Genomic DNA, 15,101 nt, shown 5'->3' with positions numbered 1-15,101 from the left:
GTTAAGATGAGTCAGAATGTCTATCAATTTATCGACTTACAGCGAGTTGATCCGCCTAAAAAAGCGCTGAAGATCCGTAAAATTGAATTTGTGGAAATTTACGAGCCGTTTTCAGAAGGCCAGGCTAAAGCACAGGCAGATCGCTGCCTGTCCTGCGGCAACCCGTACTGCGAATGGAAATGCCCGGTGCATAACTACATCCCGAACTGGCTGAAGCTGGCTAATGAAGGACGTATTTTCGAAGCGGCTGAGCTGTCGCATCAGACCAATACCCTACCGGAAGTCTGCGGACGGGTTTGCCCGCAGGACCGCCTGTGCGAAGGTTCCTGCACCCTGAACGATGAGTTCGGCGCGGTAACCATCGGTAACATTGAGCGCTATATCAACGATAAAGCGTTCGAAATGGGCTGGCGTCCTGACCTTAGCGGCGTGAAACAAACCGGCAAAACCGTCGCCATTATCGGCGCGGGTCCGGCAGGTCTGGCGTGCGCCGACGTATTGACCCGTAACGGCGTGAAGGCGGTAGTCTTCGATCGCCATCCGGAGATCGGCGGCCTCCTGACCTTTGGTATTCCAGCCTTTAAGCTGGAAAAAGAGGTGATGACCCGTCGTCGCGAGATCTTTACCGGTATGGGCATTGAGTTCAAACTCAATACCGAGGTGGGTCGCGATGTACAGCTCGACGATCTGCTGAAAGGGTACGATGCGGTATTCCTCGGCGTTGGTACCTATCAGTCAATGCGCGGCGGTCTGGAAAACGAAGACGCCAGCGGCGTCTTTGATGCGCTGCCCTTCCTGATCGCCAATACCAAGCAGATCATGGGCTTTGGTGAAACGGCGGACGAGCCGTACGTCAGCATGGAAGGCAAACGCGTCGTGGTTCTTGGCGGCGGCGACACCGCAATGGACTGCGTGCGTACCTCGATTCGCCAGAACGCGACTCACGTCATCTGCGCCTATCGCCGTGATGAAGAGAACATGCCGGGCTCGAAACGCGAAGTGAAAAACGCGCGGGAAGAAGGCGTGGAATTCCAGTTCAACGTTCAGCCGCTGGGCATTGAAGTGAATGCCAACGGTAAAGTCTGCGGCGTGAAGATGGCGCGTACGGAGATGGGCCAGCCGGATGCGAAAGGCCGCCGCCGCGCGGAAATCGTTGCCGGCTCAGAACATGTGGTGCCAGCAGATGCCGTAGTCATGGCGTTTGGTTTCCGTCCGCACAGCATGGAATGGCTGGCGAAGCACAGCGTTGAGCTCGATTCTCAGGGCCGCGTGATTGCGCCGGAAGGCAGCGACAATGCTTTCCAGACCAGCAACCCGAAAATCTTCGCCGGCGGCGATATCGTTCGCGGCTCTGACCTGGTGGTCACCGCGATTGCCGAAGGCCGTAAGGCGGCTGACGGCATCCTGAACTACCTGGAAGTGTAACGAAAAAAGCTTGCGGGCCCCGGAGCCCGCAAGCTTATTCATTCAGAGATAGACAATACTGATTACCGCCTCGCCGTCCAACGTCACCTTTTGCCCGCTCCTGAGATTACTTCCCACCGATGCGCTTATCTGCAGAGGCACCGTTGCCGCCGTGATTGGCTGCGGCACCGAAGAGCCTTTTTTAACAAAGGTATAGAAATAGTCCTGTCCCGTTGGGAGCGGTAAAAGCGAGGAAACTTCCCACGGTCCCTCCTTGCTGGCCGATCCGGCGATATCAACGGCAACTTTTTTATCATCAACCGCGATGGTATTGGCGGAATCGATTTGCATCGCATAGCTGCCAATAGGTTTATTTTCCATCGTCATACCCAGACCAAAAAGCCGTGATTTGTCGCTTATGTATCCGCCGCCATTGACCTGAAAAAGCACTCCCTCATGGCCGTGTGTATCTTTTCCCGTGATAGCGGAACTGGATCGCGCATCTCTTGCCGTAATAGCGATCCCGGTGGAGGATTCGCAGGTAACCGTTAAGGTAATATCCCGCACGCCTAGCTGGGTAAATGCGGACGTTGATAGCGACCCGACATGCCGTTCACCGAAATCTACGATGCCGTTATGGCTCAGCGTTGGCGTGCACGCCGCCGCTTCTGCGGTCACGGTAAAATCAATACTAAGGTTGTCGCCGGCGTGAAGGATCGGACTGAGTAAAAGCGCGAATAAAACAAAGGCGTACCTCATGGAGTTACCACCCTGATCTGCAGATTCCCACGATACGTTACGCGATCCGTAATCGCCTGGCTCTCCATCATTGAAGCCACGTTCAGAACCACAGAGAGCTGACTGGCTTCAATCTCTTCTCCCTGTACAAAGGCGATCCCTTGATTGAGCACAATGCGGGATCGCTTTGCTGCTTCAGCGGTAATCGGCGCCCCGGCGCTCCGTACAGGGACCAGCATCACGTCGCGATCGTCAGCCACCGCTTGCCCGGCGGTAATATTCATTTCCCCACGATTGCCAAGTGCGAACCTGCCGTTTTGCGCATAGGCGCTACCGAAGAAAAGCCGAATACGTTGTGGCTTATCACAATGTACATGCAGGACGAACTGCTTTTCCGGCAGTACCACAGGCTTATCTCCCGCCTGCTGACGTTCTGCCGGGCGAACGGGCAGATAGTCAACCGAACGCTGCGTGCTATTTAATTCGCATTCGGCCAGAAGGGCGCCGGAAAATGCCAGCAGGCTAAGGCCCAGCCATAGACGAATCATTGACATACCCCGCTGGCATTTTCATAGAACGCATCTGCGTCTGGCGCTTCAGGCAGCGTTAGCGAGATGCGGCAACTTCCCTTTTCCAGTTTCGCCACCAATGTTTGTCTCCCTGTGAGGTTGTTCAAAAAAAGCACGCCGTCATCGACGGAAGTCGTTAAGTAATTGCCCGCTGAATCCGTTACGGCAACCCCCTTCGGCAGCGGATCACCGTTCCCCATCGTGACATCCAGCAGCACCCGGCGCTCCGTGATGGTAGAAAAGCGGATTTTGCCTACGGCCCCTCGGCCTTGCTTGAGCATTCTGAGCCCATTGCCAATATCCATGTTCTTTGGCAAAGTCGCGGTGTTGATTTCAACGGCTGCCTCTCGCCAGGCCGAAACGGAAGGAATGACTGCCTGACCGCTGAAGTCAGTCCACACCGGCCCCTGCGATGTCTCGATGCGCACTCCGGAAACCGGCTTATCCAGGCTGGCAATGGCAAAGGTGTCGCGAATCGCCCACGGTGTAAAAGTCACACCATGGCGGTGGGCGGCCATTCCCCCGCGCAGCGTTCCGGAATAGCTATGGCTCTGCGAACCGTTGGTACTCGCATTCATGCTTAGCTGCGTGTAATGCAGATTCTGATTTATCCCGCCGCTGAAGCTGTTCCGACTCTCGGTCTGGTCACGTTCGGCGCCGAGGGTATAAGTGGTGTCATCGCTGATAGTGCCCGTTACCGAAGTACCGTATCTCTTCCGCCCTTTTTCACTGCGCGCGTAAGCGTTGACCGAATGCTGCTGGAAGGGAATATTCAGGTTCAGGTAAAAAATATTATCATTGCTTTGTTCGATACTCCCGCCGCTGAGCTGGCGCTGCCAGCTTGCCGATACGGAAAATGCGCTAAAACTCTTTCCCCAGTTAAGCGTCGCGTAGCGAGAATTATTTTGGCTATCGAACCCTGTTACATCATAGAAGCTGGCGCTCATCGTACCTATAACAGGGTGTCCCCAGCTCGCACCCAATGAGTACTCCATTTTATTGGTGGCGCTAAAACTCTTATCAATGGCCTGAGAAAACTCACGATACTTTTCAGAATATTTGCTCAACGAAGCATTCAGCCCAAAACCGGACTGTGTTGCACAGGAGGTCGATAGAGTGTACTTCTGGCCCTGCTGCGCATTATCGCGATCGAACGCCTGGTTAATCTGAAGAGAAAGCGAAATTTCCTGCGGCAGTACTGAGTCAACGCGTATTCCTAAGGCCTGGTAGCTCTGGGCAACGATCGCGCCGCTAGTTAAATTATGCCTGGCGTTCAGCTTCCAGCCGCCAGCCAGGCTGGCTACCCAGGGCTGCTGGCTATATGCATCGCTCACCCGGCCTAATGAAAATTGATATCCGCCCGCAGGCCCCAGCCCGGAGCGATACAATGAGGCGGGAACCACCTGGCTATGCTGGCTGCCATCGGTCTCAATAACGGTGACCGTCAGATCGCTGGTGACGTTGCGCAGGGGAATATCCGTTAAGGTAAAGGGGCCGGCAGGCACTAAAGTGGAATACACCATGATCCCTTGCTGGCGGATCTCAACCCGCGCCTGCGGGGTACTGGCGATCCCGGTTACCAGCACGCCGCTCCCGGCATCGTTAAGGGCGCTCTCCGGCATCAAGGAGATACCGTATAGCTCGGTGCCGTCGAGCAAAGGGTTATTCATGCCTATTTCACCCGCCTTGACGGTGCTTTTTATCTGCGTAAAGGTGCGCTGTAGGTAGGTCTGCGAATTTTCGCTGGTAAACTGATTATTCGCACGGCTTAATAGCTGATGGCTACGCAGCAGCCAGGTATTCACGTTTAGACCGCCGTCCAGCATCAGCTGCGAATACTCGGAATGACCGCCGCTATAATCGTTGCGCGAAGCGAAAAAGGTATAATTCAGCACCCCAGCCGTACCGCTCGTGTCGTATCCGCTGAGGTCGGTACTTTGGTGGACTAACTGCTCCTGCGGTAATATCAGATCGATTCGCCCTTTTCCGGGCGACGCTTTCAGGATCGTTTCAGGATGGGCCTGTAAATAGTCATAGCAGCCCTCGCTATCGACCACGGATTGGCGAATACCGGCCTGTTGCATAAACGCTTTATCGAAACACAGCTGGCCGTCATCATCAAAGTGGGCGACGATATTTCCCTTATCCTTACCGTTAACGCCCAGCATAACCGAGCTCGCCCCCGGCAGGAATTTGGCTTCTGAGGAGAAATAATGCGCAATTTGCGGATCGATGCCCAAAGACGTTAAGGTTTCACTATCAAATTCTATCGCGCTCTTTTTGGCCTCTTCAGCTACCGCCAGTTGAGCGCTTCCCAACCCGATAAGACAGGCCAACAGCTTTTTCCTGAGCATTCCGTTCATCCTTGAACATGGTCACTGCAACGAGGTGATGTAGCGATCTCCTTTATATCCATAGCGGCTTGCCGGGAAAAACTCGACTTTCGTATCCGCTCCCGCTTTAGCAGGTAATTTTACGCTGACGCTGGTGTGCGGCAGGAGATACGTTTTCGCTAACTCGCCGGGAGAACCTGAAGGCAAAGTATTAAACATGGATGTCATCCTGACGACATAGTCGCTCGGATTACTGATTTCCAGCTGGCCCCCCTTTTTGCGCCAGACCAGATGTTTCCACGGCGCGGGCTCCTCCGCCAGGCCAGCCGGATGGATAATGACCGGTAAATCCTGACGAATAGTGACCGTTGTTTTCAGTTTTCCCTTTTCCTTCGGCGGTATTCCTTCAAAGGTGACCCGTTTAAACTCTTCCTGTTGTAGCGGTTTAGACGTTTGCAATATAAAGCGGATCTTTTGCGTGTCCCCTTGCTCTACGCGTACTACCGGCTGCGTGACAATTAAGCGGATAGATTTATCGCTATCGTCTAAATCAACCACTTTGGTATAAAGCAGAGATGGATGCGAATCGGAATTGGTGAGGTTCATCGACACCTCACCTTTTTGCTCATCAACGAGTAAAACCGACGTCTCAGGCACCATGCCGCTGGCATTGGCCCGGGTCGTCAATATCAATATCGACAACAGCAGCGTTTTTTTCATATTAGTGGTGTGTATTAAAATGAGATAGAGCTTATTAACAGGCCCAATAAATTTTATAAAAATATTTATTGGGCCGAATTTCAGAAGGACAGCATATAAATATTAGAGATAAACAAGACTCAGCGTGGCATTACCATCCAGCTCAATTTGCGTTCCGGCACCCAGTACACCATTGTTCTGAACGGCGGAAACGATATCCAGCGGCATCACTAAATCTTTAAACAGCATTGGGGTGGTTTTGCCGGTTTCAGCAACGGTAACGATACGGGTAGCGTCGGAGTAATATAAAGCACCGCTATTTGCATTCTCCCACGAGCTATTTGCCCCGCCTCTATTTTTCACGATCATATCCACTGCCGCGCCATCAGCAGTTAATCCATCCTTCATTGCCGTAACGGAATAAGCACCGATCTTCATGTCATTAACGGTACCGAGGCCAAACGCCGCAGATTCCGTTGTCATATTTTGCCCCGGGATATAGTCAGCAATATACGCCGAGCTTGAAATCTCAACTTTAGAACTGGCACGGTTATCCTTCGCCACGATGCCCACGCTGGTCGCCGCATCGCAGCTAACCGTTAATGTAATGGATTTTTTGCCCAACTGAACCAGGGTGCTACCGCTGACCGGCTTTTCGAGAACCGAGTTGTTCATAGAGCCGTAATCAACAACACCACTGTTGCTCAGCTCCGGGGTGCACGCAGCCGGAACAAAGGTTCCTTTAACGGTGAGAGTAGTATCCGTAGCAGCATTAACGCCCGCAGCAGAAACAATAGCAGCGCAAACGCATAGCGCAGAAAGCGACTTTTTAGAGAACATATCAATTTTCCTTAATGTATCGTACGACCGATATCAATAAAAATATCGGCACATCCTTTATCCAATTAAATCATTGCCACTAATCATCCCCTCAATAATTATTGAGAAAAGAATTAGTCACTGGAAGTAATGATGAAAGAGACTCCTCTCACCGCCGGCTAATCTACTTAATTGAACGACTAATCTCAAGAAAAATAATCGCAAATTTTAAAAAGTAAAAACCTTCAACAATTACAAGAAGATAGTAAATGAATTGCAGGTAAGTTAAATAAAACACGGGTCAGTTAATTAATCTGCTCTTTATAAATAAACGGCATCAATAGTAAAATAAGAACACATATTCATCATAGAAACACCTTAATTAAAGTTACAACAAATAAACCCAGAAAAATATGAATTCACACTCCCATTTCATCTAATATACCCTATCTCCTGTGCTGGATGACCATAGGGCACAGCAAAATAATCTGTGCAGACCCAGCCCACAGCAGAAACACACTTTGTCCTGACGGAGAAGTGGCTCGACGCCAGCAGTAAAGTTATAAAATGAAAAAAAGCGAAGCATAGCTATGGCATGCTTCGCTTGGAATAGGGGATGCTGTCTGATTCACATATGAATTCATATATGAATCAGGCCCCGCAGGGCCTGTTATTGATATCACTTCACAACGCGTAGCGCCGGACGTCCGCCACGGGGCGGCGGCGTATCATCCGGATCGTCGTCGTGATTATCTGGCTTATCGCCATCGATCACCGACATGACCGTTTCGCTGTCAGGCAGCTCTTCTTCATCGTTCAGGCTGGTGACATCTTCATCGTAAGCGGCTTCTGGTTCGAACATGGTCCCCGCACCGTTCTCACGCGCGTAAACCGCCAGTACGGCAGCCATCGGCACGGAGACATTGCGCGGCACGCCGCCGAAACGCGCGTTAAAACGCACTTCGTCGTTCGCCAGCTCCAGGTTACCGACAGCACGCGGAGCAATATTGAGAACAATTTGCCCATCACGCGCATACTCCATCGGCACAAGTACGCCCGGCAGAGTCACGTCAACGACCAGATGCGGAGTCAGCTGGTTATCCAGCAGCCACTCATAGAACGCCCGCAGCAGGTACGGGCGACGAGGCGTCAGCTGTGATACATCCATCATTTAGCCCCGACCGAGGCGCATTTCACGCTCGGCTTCAGTTAAAGAAGCGAGGAAGGAGTCGCGCTCAAATACGCGAGTCATATAGCCTTTAAGCTCTTTCGCGCCAGCACCAACCAGCTCGACGCCAAGAACCGGCAGGCGCCACAGCAGCGGAGCCAGGTAGCAGTCCACCAGGCTAAACTCATCGCTCAGGAAGTAGGGCTTCTGGGTGAAGACCGGCGCAATGGCCTGCAACTCTTCACGCAGCTGCTTACGTGCAGTATCGGCCTGCGAAGCGGTACCGGTCTGAATAGTATTCATCAGAGAATACCAGTCTTTTTCGATACGCTGCATGTAAAGACGGCTTTCCCCACGGGCCACCGGATAAACCGGCATCAGCGGCGGATGCGGGAAACGCTCATCCAGGTATTCCATAATGATGCGAGATTCCCACAGAGTGAGCTCACGATCCACAAGCGTCGGCACGCTTTGATTCGGGTTGAGGTCAATCAGATCCTGAGGCGGGTTATCCTTCTCCACGTGCTCTATCTCAAAACTAACACCTTTTTCGGCCAGCACGATGCGGACCTGATGGCTATAGATGTCAGTAGGACCAGAAAACAGCGTCATTACCGAACGTTTGTTGGCAGCGACAGCCATGAAAACCTCCAGGTATATTCAGAATTTTGTACTGCTGCCGACCACGGATGGCCAGCCAGATGTAAAAACCCCATTTGCGTGATATCACTTTTGCTTATCATCCAAACAAAAAATGAACAATCACCTGCATTTGGGCAGAAAATTGGATGATAGTTTACCAGATTTTGAAGACGTTGTGGTGAGGGTATTCTGGAAATGCTGAAAAAGTGGTAATAATGGGGCGTTTGTAGAGTGAAAATGGCAAATTTATCCATAAAAAAACCCGCCGAAGCGGGTTTTTTCGCAAATTGTTCTGCATAAGCAGAGGACAATTAACGTTTGGAGAACTGCGGACGACGACGTGCTTTACGCAGGCCGACTTTCTTACGTTCAACCTGACGAGCATCACGAGTAACGAAACCAGCTTTACGCAGTTCGCCACGCAGGGACTCATCGTACTCCATCAGAGCGCGGGTGATACCGTGACGGATCGCACCAGCCTGACCAGAGATACCACCACCTTTAACGGTGATGTACAGATCTAATTTCTCAACCATGTCGACCAGTTCCAGCGGCTGACGAACTACCATGCGGGCAGTTTCACGACCGAAGTACTGTTCCAGAGAACGCTGGTTGATAACGATTTTACCGTTGCCCGGTTTGATGAAAACGCGAGCTGCGGAACTTTTGCGGCGACCGGTGCCGTAGTATTGATTTTCAGCCATTGCCTATAATCCCGATTAGATGTCAAGAACTTGCGGTTGCTGTGCCGCGTGGTTGTGCTCGTTACCCGCGTAAACTTTCAGCTTACGGTACATAGCACGACCCAGCGGGCCTTTTGGCAGCATGCCTTTAACCGCGATTTCAATCACACGCTCAGGACGGCGGGCAATCATCTCTTCAAAGGTCGCTTCTTTGATACCACCGATGTGGCCGGTGTGGTGATAGTACATTTTGTCTTCGCGCTTGTTGCCGGTTACAGCAACTTTTTCTGCGTTCAGAACGATGATGTAGTCACCGGTATCAACGTGCGGAGTGTATTCCGCTTTGTGCTTACCGCGCAGGCGCAGAGCCAGTTCGGAAGCCAGACGGCCCAGAGTTTTACCGGTCGCGTCAACAACATACCAGTCGCGTTTTACGGTTTCTGGTTTAGCTGTAAAAGTTTTCATTAAAAGCTTACCCAAATAAATAAGTTACACGTTGGTGAACACCCAAACGTTTAGTCAGTTGAGGTTCACACGACATTGTCCAGCAAACCTACCCCTTCGAATAGCCTATGCCGGCACATAGAAAGTTTTGGGAAAAAAACCTTCTCGTAACGTGGGGTCGCAAGATTATAGAGAAGTCGGGGTCAAAGATCGACCCCTTTATGTGATTTGTACCCGGTTTTACCCCGCCAGGTGTTCTCGCTTCAGATACTCCTCGCTCTGCATCTCCTGCAGGCGCGATAAACAGCGCTGGAACTCGAATTTTAATCTCTCGCCCTGATAGATCTCATACAGCGGAACCGCCGCACTGACCACCAGTTTGACGTGGCGTTCGTAGAATTCATCGACGAGGGCGATAAAGCGCCGCGCCTCGCTCTCCATCAGCCCGGTCATCACCGGCACATCAAAGAGCATGACGGTATGAAACAGACGCGAAAGCGCAATATAGTCGTGCTGGCTACGCGCATCCACGCACAGCGTCGCAAAGGAAGCCGCCAGCGTCTGGTTCTCAACGCCTAACGTCGGCAGCGGGCGGTGGTTTATCTCCAGCGTTGGCATCTGCTCGCGCTTTGCGCCCGCCAGCGCCAGCCACAGTTTGTCCATCTGCTGCCGGGTCTCAGCGTTCAGCGGCGACAGCCACAGGTGCGCCTGGGTCAGCGTGCGCAGACGATAATCGATGCCGGCGTCGACATTCATCACATCGCAGTGCTGCTTAATCGCGTCGATCGCAGGAAGGAAGCGGGCGCGCTGCAGACCGTTACGGTACAGTTCGTCAGGAGGAATATTCGACGTCGCCACCAGGGTTATCCCGCGGGCAAACAGCGCTTTCATCAGACCGCCCAGCAGCATCGCATCGGTAATGTCAGAGACAAAAAACTCATCAAAGCAGAGCACATCGGTTTCAGCTTTAAAACGGTCCGCAACGATTTCCAGCGGATCGCTGTGCCCCTGCAGCGTGGTTAACTCTTCATGTACCCGCAGCATAAAGCGATGAAAATGCAGACGTTGTTTACGTTCTCCCGGCAGACTTTGAAAGAACAGATCCATCAGCCAGGTTTTTCCTCTGCCGACTCCCCCCCACATATAGAGACCGCGAACTGCGGCCGTTTCGACAGCGGGTTCACGCTTGCCCAGCAGCTTGCCGAATTTCGCCCGCAGACCGCCGCCGGTTTGCGGCGCTACCGAAGGTTTATTCTGCAATTCTTGATAAATCGTATCGAGGCGGCTGACCGCTTCTCGCTGAACGTCGTCAGGTTGATGGCTTCCCTCTTTGAGAGCGGAAAGGTAACGTGATGTTGGGGACAGGCTTTGCATGATCTAATTGTTATTCCTTGAAAACCGTAATGCCGTAGCTCACGATTGACGAAAAAAAGGCTGCTCTACACTACGTGATGATACGCCAGGATTCCACTTCTGTGGAATTAGCGGTTATAGTGGCACTATCGGGCGCAGGCGGAGAGCCTCATAGCCACCCTACGGAACCACAAAACAACGGGAGATGTTCATGACCTGGGAATACGCGCTAATTGGGCTAGTTGTCGGCATCATTATCGGTGCCGTCGCGATGCGTTTTGGCAATCGTAAATTACGCCAACAGCAGGCGCTGCAGTTTGAACTGGAAAAGAATAAAGCAGAGCTGGAGGAGTACCGCGAAGAGCTGGTGAGCCATTTTGCCCAGAGCGCCGAGCTTCTGGATAACATGGCGCATGATTACCGCCAGCTGTATCAGCATATGGCGAAAAGCTCCAGCAACCTCCTGCCGGACACCATGGCGGACGCTAATCCGTTCCGCAATCGTCTGGAAGAGTCCGAAGCGGGCAACGATCAGGCTCCGGTCCAGATGCCGCGCGACTATTCTGAAGGCGCATCCGGTCTGCTGCGCGGCGGCGTAAAGCGCGATTGATTCGGCAACGCCAGTAAAAATATTTTCCGGGCGCACCCTCTGCGCCCGTTTCAACCTCTCATCCCAGCTACAATTTAACTATTGCCCACGTTGTTACCGGGTCGAAAATTCAATAACATCGGGCCATTCGGGACGTTTCCCATACACCTCAGGTTACGAGAGCCAGCAACTAATGAATAAACCAACTTTGCTGTTGAGTGCGTTAGCGTTAAGCATTGGGTTGTCGTTGTCAGCCTTACCTCCGGCAGCAGCGTCTTTACCGACACAAGTTCCGGGCCAGGGCGCGCTGCCAAGCCTCGCGCCAATGCTGGAAAAAGTGTTGCCGGCGGTGGTGAGCGTACAGGTTGAGGGTACCGCGTCACCCGCGCAGGATATGCCGGAAGAGTTGAAGAAATATTTTGGCGACAACGCGCCGCAAGAGCAGGCGCAGCCTTTTGAAGGACTGGGTTCCGGGGTCATCATTGATGCCGCAAAAGGCTACGTGCTGACCAATAATCACGTCATTAATCAGGCCCAGAAGATCAGCGTCCAGCTCAACGACGGGCGTGAGTTCGATGCCAAACTGGTCGGCAGCGACGAGCAGAGCGATATTGCACTGCTGCAGATCCTCAAGCCCAGTAATTTGACGCAAATCGCTATCGCCGACTCGGACAAGCTGCGGGTTGGCGACTTCGCCGTCGCCGTCGGTAACCCGTTTGGCCTGGGTCAGACCGCCACATCCGGGATTGTTTCCGCCCTTGGCCGCAGCGGCCTGAACCTTGAGGGGCTGGAAAACTTTATCCAGACCGATGCTTCGATTAACCGCGGCAACTCCGGCGGCGCGCTGCTGAACCTCAACGGCGAGCTGATTGGCATCAACACCGCCATTCTGGCCCCGGGCGGCGGCAGCGTCGGCATTGGTTTCGCCATTCCCAGCAATATGGCAAAAATCCTCTCTCAGCAGCTTATCCAGTTTGGCGAAATCAAACGCGGCCTGTTGGGTATTAAAGGAATGGAAATGAGCGCGGATATCGCCAAAGCGATGAATCTTGACGTCCAGCGCGGCGCATTCGTTAGCGAAGTCCTGCCAAACTCGGGGTCGGCTAAAGCGGGCGTTAAATCTGGCGACGTTATCGTCAGCCTGAACGGCAAACCGCTCAACAGCTTCGCCGAACTGCGTTCACGCATCGCCACGACCGAGCCGGGAACTAAGGTGAAATTAGGACTATTGCGCGAAGGGAAACCCGTTGAAGTGGAGGTCACGCTGGACAAGAGCACCTCGTCTTCCGCCAGCGCAGAGCTTATCGCTCCTGCGCTACAGGGCGCATCGTTAAGCGACGGTCAGATGAAGGATGGGACCAAAGGCGTCATCATTGATAACGTCGATAAAGGCAGCCCTGCCGCGCAGGCCGGCCTGCATAAGGACGATATCATTATTGGCCTCAATCGCGAACGCGTGCGCTCGATTGCCGAACTGCGAAAAGTACTCGAAAGCAAACCGACGGTCATTGCACTGAACGTCGTTCGCGGCAGCGAAAGCATCTATCTACTGCTGCGCTAACTCGCCTTCCGGACATCGCGTGCAGTGCGATGTCCGGACAAGTCGTGTTATGCTTCGCCTGTCTATCCATCAACGATATCTGCATCATGCCTGGAAAGCTTTTACGTTCGATACTTATCGGTTTGATCGTCGGCGGTTTGCTGCTGGCCGTCATGCCTTCCCTGCGCCAGTGGCAGCTTTCGCCGACCACGCAATACGATAGCGCGGATGAATCCCCCGCCAGCTATAATTCCGCCGTCCGTCGCGCGGCCCCTGCGGTCGTCAATGTCTATAACCGCGCCCTTAACAGCACCAGTCATAATCAGTTAACGCTCGGCTCCGGCGTGATCATGGACCAGCGCGGCTATATTCTGACCAACAAGCACGTCATCAACGATGCCGATCAGATTATTGTTGCCCTGCAGGATGGCCGGGTCTTTGAAGCGCTGCTGGTCGGCTCAGATACCCTCACCGATCTGGCGGTATTAAAAATCAACGCCAGCGGCGGTCTGCCGGTTATTCCGATTAACCCGAAACGCGTGCCGCATATCGGTGACGTCGTGCTGGCGATTGGCAACCCTTACAACCTCGGGCAAACCATTACCCAGGGCATTATCAGCGCCACCGGGCGTATCGGTCTGAACCCCACCGGGCGCCAGAACTTCCTGCAGACCGATGCGTCAATCAACCACGGTAACTCCGGCGGTGCGCTGGTGAACTCGCTGGGCGAGCTTATGGGTATCAATACCCTGTCATTTGATAAAAGCAACGATGGCGAAACGCCGGAGGGCATCGGCTTTGCGATTCCTTTCCAGCTGGCGACCAAGATTATGGATAAGCTGATCCGCGATGGCCGCGTGATTCGTGGCTACATTGGGATCAGCGGCCGCGAAATTGCGCCGCTGCACGCGCAGAGCGGCGGCGGTATCGATCAATTGCAGGGGATTGTAGTCAATGATGTGGCGCCGGAAGGCCCGGCAGCCCAGGCAGGGATCCGCGCCAATGACGTGATTATTTCGGTTAACGATAAACCCGCCGTTTCCGCCCTGGAAACCATGGATCAGGTCGCAGAGATCCGTCCGGGCTCGGAAATTCCGGTGGTGATTATGCGTGACGATAAAAAAATTACGCTGCATATCGCCGTACAGGAATATCCTGCGACTAACTAACAGGCTCCCCAAACGGGGAGCGCTATTTAATCAGCAAAAATCGGCCCGGCCGGGAATTTCGCCAGAAACCCGGTGACGGCCAGCAGCGACCACAGCCCCGGCCAGGCAAACTGCCGCTCCCGCAGCTCGTCATCGAGCGTCATCAGCGCAAATTCGCCGTTATCACCCAGTACGCCGCCCTGCCAGAGCAACCGTTGAGCCTGCTGCCGCGCCCAGGGTGATTCGCTCTTCCAGGCCAGCAGATGCAGCAGCGACTGCTGCAGGCAGACGCCATGAGGATGATTGTCCCGCAGCAGTCGCCGGTAAACCGGCAGCGATATGCTGCGCACGGTATAAAATCCGCTGCGGGTTTCAGCATCGGCATCCGCCGCGCCGGCACAATACTGGCCGGCCAGGTCGCACAGACGATTGTGCGTCAGCGTCTTTCCCAGTGCATCCAGATGACCCGCTGCGGCACACAGCAGCCCACTTCTTTGCATCCACGGCGTGGAGTCCCGAAATACCGTATCAGGTAGCGCCGGTTCTGTTTCAGCTGCTTTATTTTGCGTACCCGCCTCATAGCAATGGACAAAAAAATCATGGCCTCCGCGGGCAACTGATGGGTGCGCTAACAGGTTAAGCGCGGGCTGCAGTTGTTCAACTTCATCTACTGATGCCAGCGTGTAATCGATAATGACATCTTTTGTCGATGCCCTGCTTTCGGGGCGTAATGTTATGGTTTCATTCATCAAAGCCTCCTTATAGGAAATCTCCCGGTGGCGCTGCGCTGACCGGGCTACGGGTCCGTGCAGTCTGGTAGCCCGGACAAGGCGCGTTAAGCGCCGCCTCCGGGAGAATCCCCGGGTTGCGGCTGACGCCTTACCCCGGGCTACGGGTTTACAGCCGTCTGCGATACAGTAGCCCGGATAAGCCGTTTACGGCGCAATCCGGGGAAAGGTAACGATTCACATC

General features: G+C 53.4%; 15 protein-coding genes. 4 read left to right on the top strand and 11 right to left on the bottom strand.

The window, feature by feature from the left end; translation table 11 throughout:
• Positions 1–6: 6 nt before the first annotated feature.
• Positions 7–1,425 carry a glutamate synthase subunit GltD gene (gene gltD / locus ABLV75_RS26340; protein WP_004106184.1) on the top strand — a complete coding sequence of 473 codons (1,419 nt, stop codon included), beginning with the start codon at positions 7–9 and terminating at the stop codon, positions 1,423–1,425.
• A gap of 42 nt (positions 1,426–1,467) precedes the next feature.
• Here gltD and ABLV75_RS26335 read toward each other — a convergent pair whose 3' ends face one another.
• The 10 genes from ABLV75_RS26335 to zapE form a co-directional block, all read right to left on the bottom strand.
• Positions 1,468–2,163: a DUF1120 domain-containing protein gene (locus tag ABLV75_RS26335; RefSeq protein WP_004106186.1), complete on the bottom strand. Its 696-nt coding sequence runs from the start codon at positions 2,161–2,163 to the stop codon at positions 1,468–1,470.
• Positions 2,160–2,690, bottom strand: a complete 531-nt coding sequence (locus ABLV75_RS26330) for a hypothetical protein (RefSeq protein WP_004106188.1) — start codon at positions 2,688–2,690, stop codon at positions 2,160–2,162. Before ABLV75_RS26330 ends, ABLV75_RS26335 begins: the two co-directional genes overlap by 4 nt.
• On the bottom strand, positions 2,687–5,065 hold the full coding sequence (locus ABLV75_RS26325; protein ID WP_004106190.1) for a fimbrial biogenesis usher protein: 2,379 nt from the start codon (positions 5,063–5,065) through the stop codon (positions 2,687–2,689). Before ABLV75_RS26325 ends, ABLV75_RS26330 begins: the two co-directional genes overlap by 4 nt.
• A gap of 21 nt (positions 5,066–5,086) precedes the next feature.
• Positions 5,087–5,764, bottom strand: coding sequence for a fimbria/pilus chaperone family protein (locus ABLV75_RS26320; RefSeq protein WP_004106192.1), 678 nt, complete (start codon positions 5,762–5,764; stop codon positions 5,087–5,089).
• A gap of 102 nt (positions 5,765–5,866) precedes the next feature.
• Positions 5,867–6,583, bottom strand: coding sequence for a DUF1120 domain-containing protein (locus ABLV75_RS26315; protein WP_004106194.1), 717 nt, complete (start codon positions 6,581–6,583; stop codon positions 5,867–5,869).
• 658 nt (positions 6,584–7,241) lie between these two features.
• A complete protein-coding gene (gene sspB, locus ABLV75_RS26310) occupies positions 7,242–7,730 on the bottom strand; it encodes a ClpXP protease specificity-enhancing factor (protein WP_024274762.1) in 489 nt (162 codons plus the stop codon).
• A 3-nt stretch (positions 7,731–7,733) separates the two neighbouring features.
• Positions 7,734–8,372: a stringent starvation protein SspA gene (sspA, locus tag ABLV75_RS26305; RefSeq protein WP_004106197.1), complete on the bottom strand. Its 639-nt coding sequence runs from the start codon at positions 8,370–8,372 to the stop codon at positions 7,734–7,736.
• A gap of 311 nt (positions 8,373–8,683) precedes the next feature.
• Positions 8,684–9,076 carry a 30S ribosomal protein S9 gene (gene rpsI / locus ABLV75_RS26300; protein WP_000829815.1) on the bottom strand — a complete coding sequence of 131 codons (393 nt, stop codon included), beginning with the start codon at positions 9,074–9,076 and terminating at the stop codon, positions 8,684–8,686.
• Positions 9,077–9,091: 15 nt separating this feature from the next.
• On the bottom strand, positions 9,092–9,520 hold the full coding sequence (gene rplM / locus ABLV75_RS26295) for a 50S ribosomal protein L13 (protein ID WP_004106200.1): 429 nt from the start codon (positions 9,518–9,520) through the stop codon (positions 9,092–9,094).
• A 219-nt stretch (positions 9,521–9,739) separates the two neighbouring features.
• A complete protein-coding gene (gene zapE / locus ABLV75_RS26290) occupies positions 9,740–10,873 on the bottom strand; it encodes a cell division protein ZapE (protein ID WP_004106202.1) in 1,134 nt (377 codons plus the stop codon).
• 190 nt (positions 10,874–11,063) lie between these two features.
• Between zapE and zapG the strand changes: the two genes are divergently transcribed.
• From zapG to degS, 3 genes are all read left to right on the top strand, one after another.
• Positions 11,064–11,462: a Z-ring associated protein ZapG gene (zapG, locus tag ABLV75_RS26285; protein WP_004106204.1), complete on the top strand. Its 399-nt coding sequence runs from the start codon at positions 11,064–11,066 to the stop codon at positions 11,460–11,462.
• Between the two features lie 172 nt (positions 11,463–11,634).
• Positions 11,635–13,002: a serine endoprotease DegQ gene (gene degQ / locus ABLV75_RS26280; protein WP_004106206.1), complete on the top strand. Its 1,368-nt coding sequence runs from the start codon at positions 11,635–11,637 to the stop codon at positions 13,000–13,002.
• Between the two features lie 86 nt (positions 13,003–13,088).
• A complete protein-coding gene (gene degS / locus ABLV75_RS26275; RefSeq protein ID WP_026056039.1) occupies positions 13,089–14,150 on the top strand; it encodes an outer membrane-stress sensor serine endopeptidase DegS in 1,062 nt (353 codons plus the stop codon).
• A 26-nt stretch (positions 14,151–14,176) separates the two neighbouring features.
• Here degS and ABLV75_RS26270 read toward each other — a convergent pair whose 3' ends face one another.
• A complete protein-coding gene (locus tag ABLV75_RS26270; RefSeq protein ID WP_004106210.1) occupies positions 14,177–14,878 on the bottom strand; it encodes a hypothetical protein in 702 nt (233 codons plus the stop codon).
• Positions 14,879–15,101: the final 223 nt, after the last annotated feature.

The sequence above is a fragment of the Klebsiella sp. CN_Kp066 genome (assembly GCF_040065135.1).
In the GTDB taxonomy this organism is placed as follows: domain Bacteria; phylum Pseudomonadota; class Gammaproteobacteria; order Enterobacterales; family Enterobacteriaceae; genus Klebsiella; species Klebsiella oxytoca.
This window is presented reverse-complemented; position numbering and strand designations above follow the sequence as displayed.

Bases quoted from the DNA above. Each gene is read 5' to 3' on its own strand.
- gltD (WP_004106184.1), top strand. From the start codon at position 7: ATGAGTCAGAATGTCTATCAATTTATCGACTTACAGCGAGTTGATCCG.
- ABLV75_RS26335 (WP_004106186.1), bottom strand. From the start codon at position 2,163: ATGAGGTACGCCTTTGTTTTATTCGCGCTTTTACTCAGTCCGATCCTT.
- ABLV75_RS26330 (WP_004106188.1), bottom strand. From the start codon at position 2,690: ATGATTCGTCTATGGCTGGGCCTTAGCCTGCTGGCATTTTCCGGCGCC.
- ABLV75_RS26325 (WP_004106190.1), bottom strand. From the start codon at position 5,065: ATGCTCAGGAAAAAGCTGTTGGCCTGTCTTATCGGGTTGGGAAGCGCT.
- ABLV75_RS26320 (WP_004106192.1), bottom strand. From the start codon at position 5,764: ATGAAAAAAACGCTGCTGTTGTCGATATTGATATTGACGACCCGGGCC.
- ABLV75_RS26315 (WP_004106194.1), bottom strand. From the start codon at position 6,583: ATGTTCTCTAAAAAGTCGCTTTCTGCGCTATGCGTTTGCGCTGCTATT.
- sspB (WP_024274762.1), bottom strand. From the start codon at position 7,730: ATGGATGTATCACAGCTGACGCCTCGTCGCCCGTACCTGCTGCGGGCG.
- sspA (WP_004106197.1), bottom strand. From the start codon at position 8,372: ATGGCTGTCGCTGCCAACAAACGTTCGGTAATGACGCTGTTTTCTGGT.
- rpsI (WP_000829815.1), bottom strand. From the start codon at position 9,076: ATGGCTGAAAATCAATACTACGGCACCGGTCGCCGCAAAAGTTCCGCA.
- rplM (WP_004106200.1), bottom strand. From the start codon at position 9,520: ATGAAAACTTTTACAGCTAAACCAGAAACCGTAAAACGCGACTGGTAT.
- zapE (WP_004106202.1), bottom strand. From the start codon at position 10,873: ATGCAAAGCCTGTCCCCAACATCACGTTACCTTTCCGCTCTCAAAGAG.
- zapG (WP_004106204.1), top strand. From the start codon at position 11,064: ATGACCTGGGAATACGCGCTAATTGGGCTAGTTGTCGGCATCATTATC.
- degQ (WP_004106206.1), top strand. From the start codon at position 11,635: ATGAATAAACCAACTTTGCTGTTGAGTGCGTTAGCGTTAAGCATTGGG.
- degS (WP_026056039.1), top strand. From the start codon at position 13,089: ATGCCTGGAAAGCTTTTACGTTCGATACTTATCGGTTTGATCGTCGGC.
- ABLV75_RS26270 (WP_004106210.1), bottom strand. From the start codon at position 14,878: ATGAATGAAACCATAACATTACGCCCCGAAAGCAGGGCATCGACAAAA.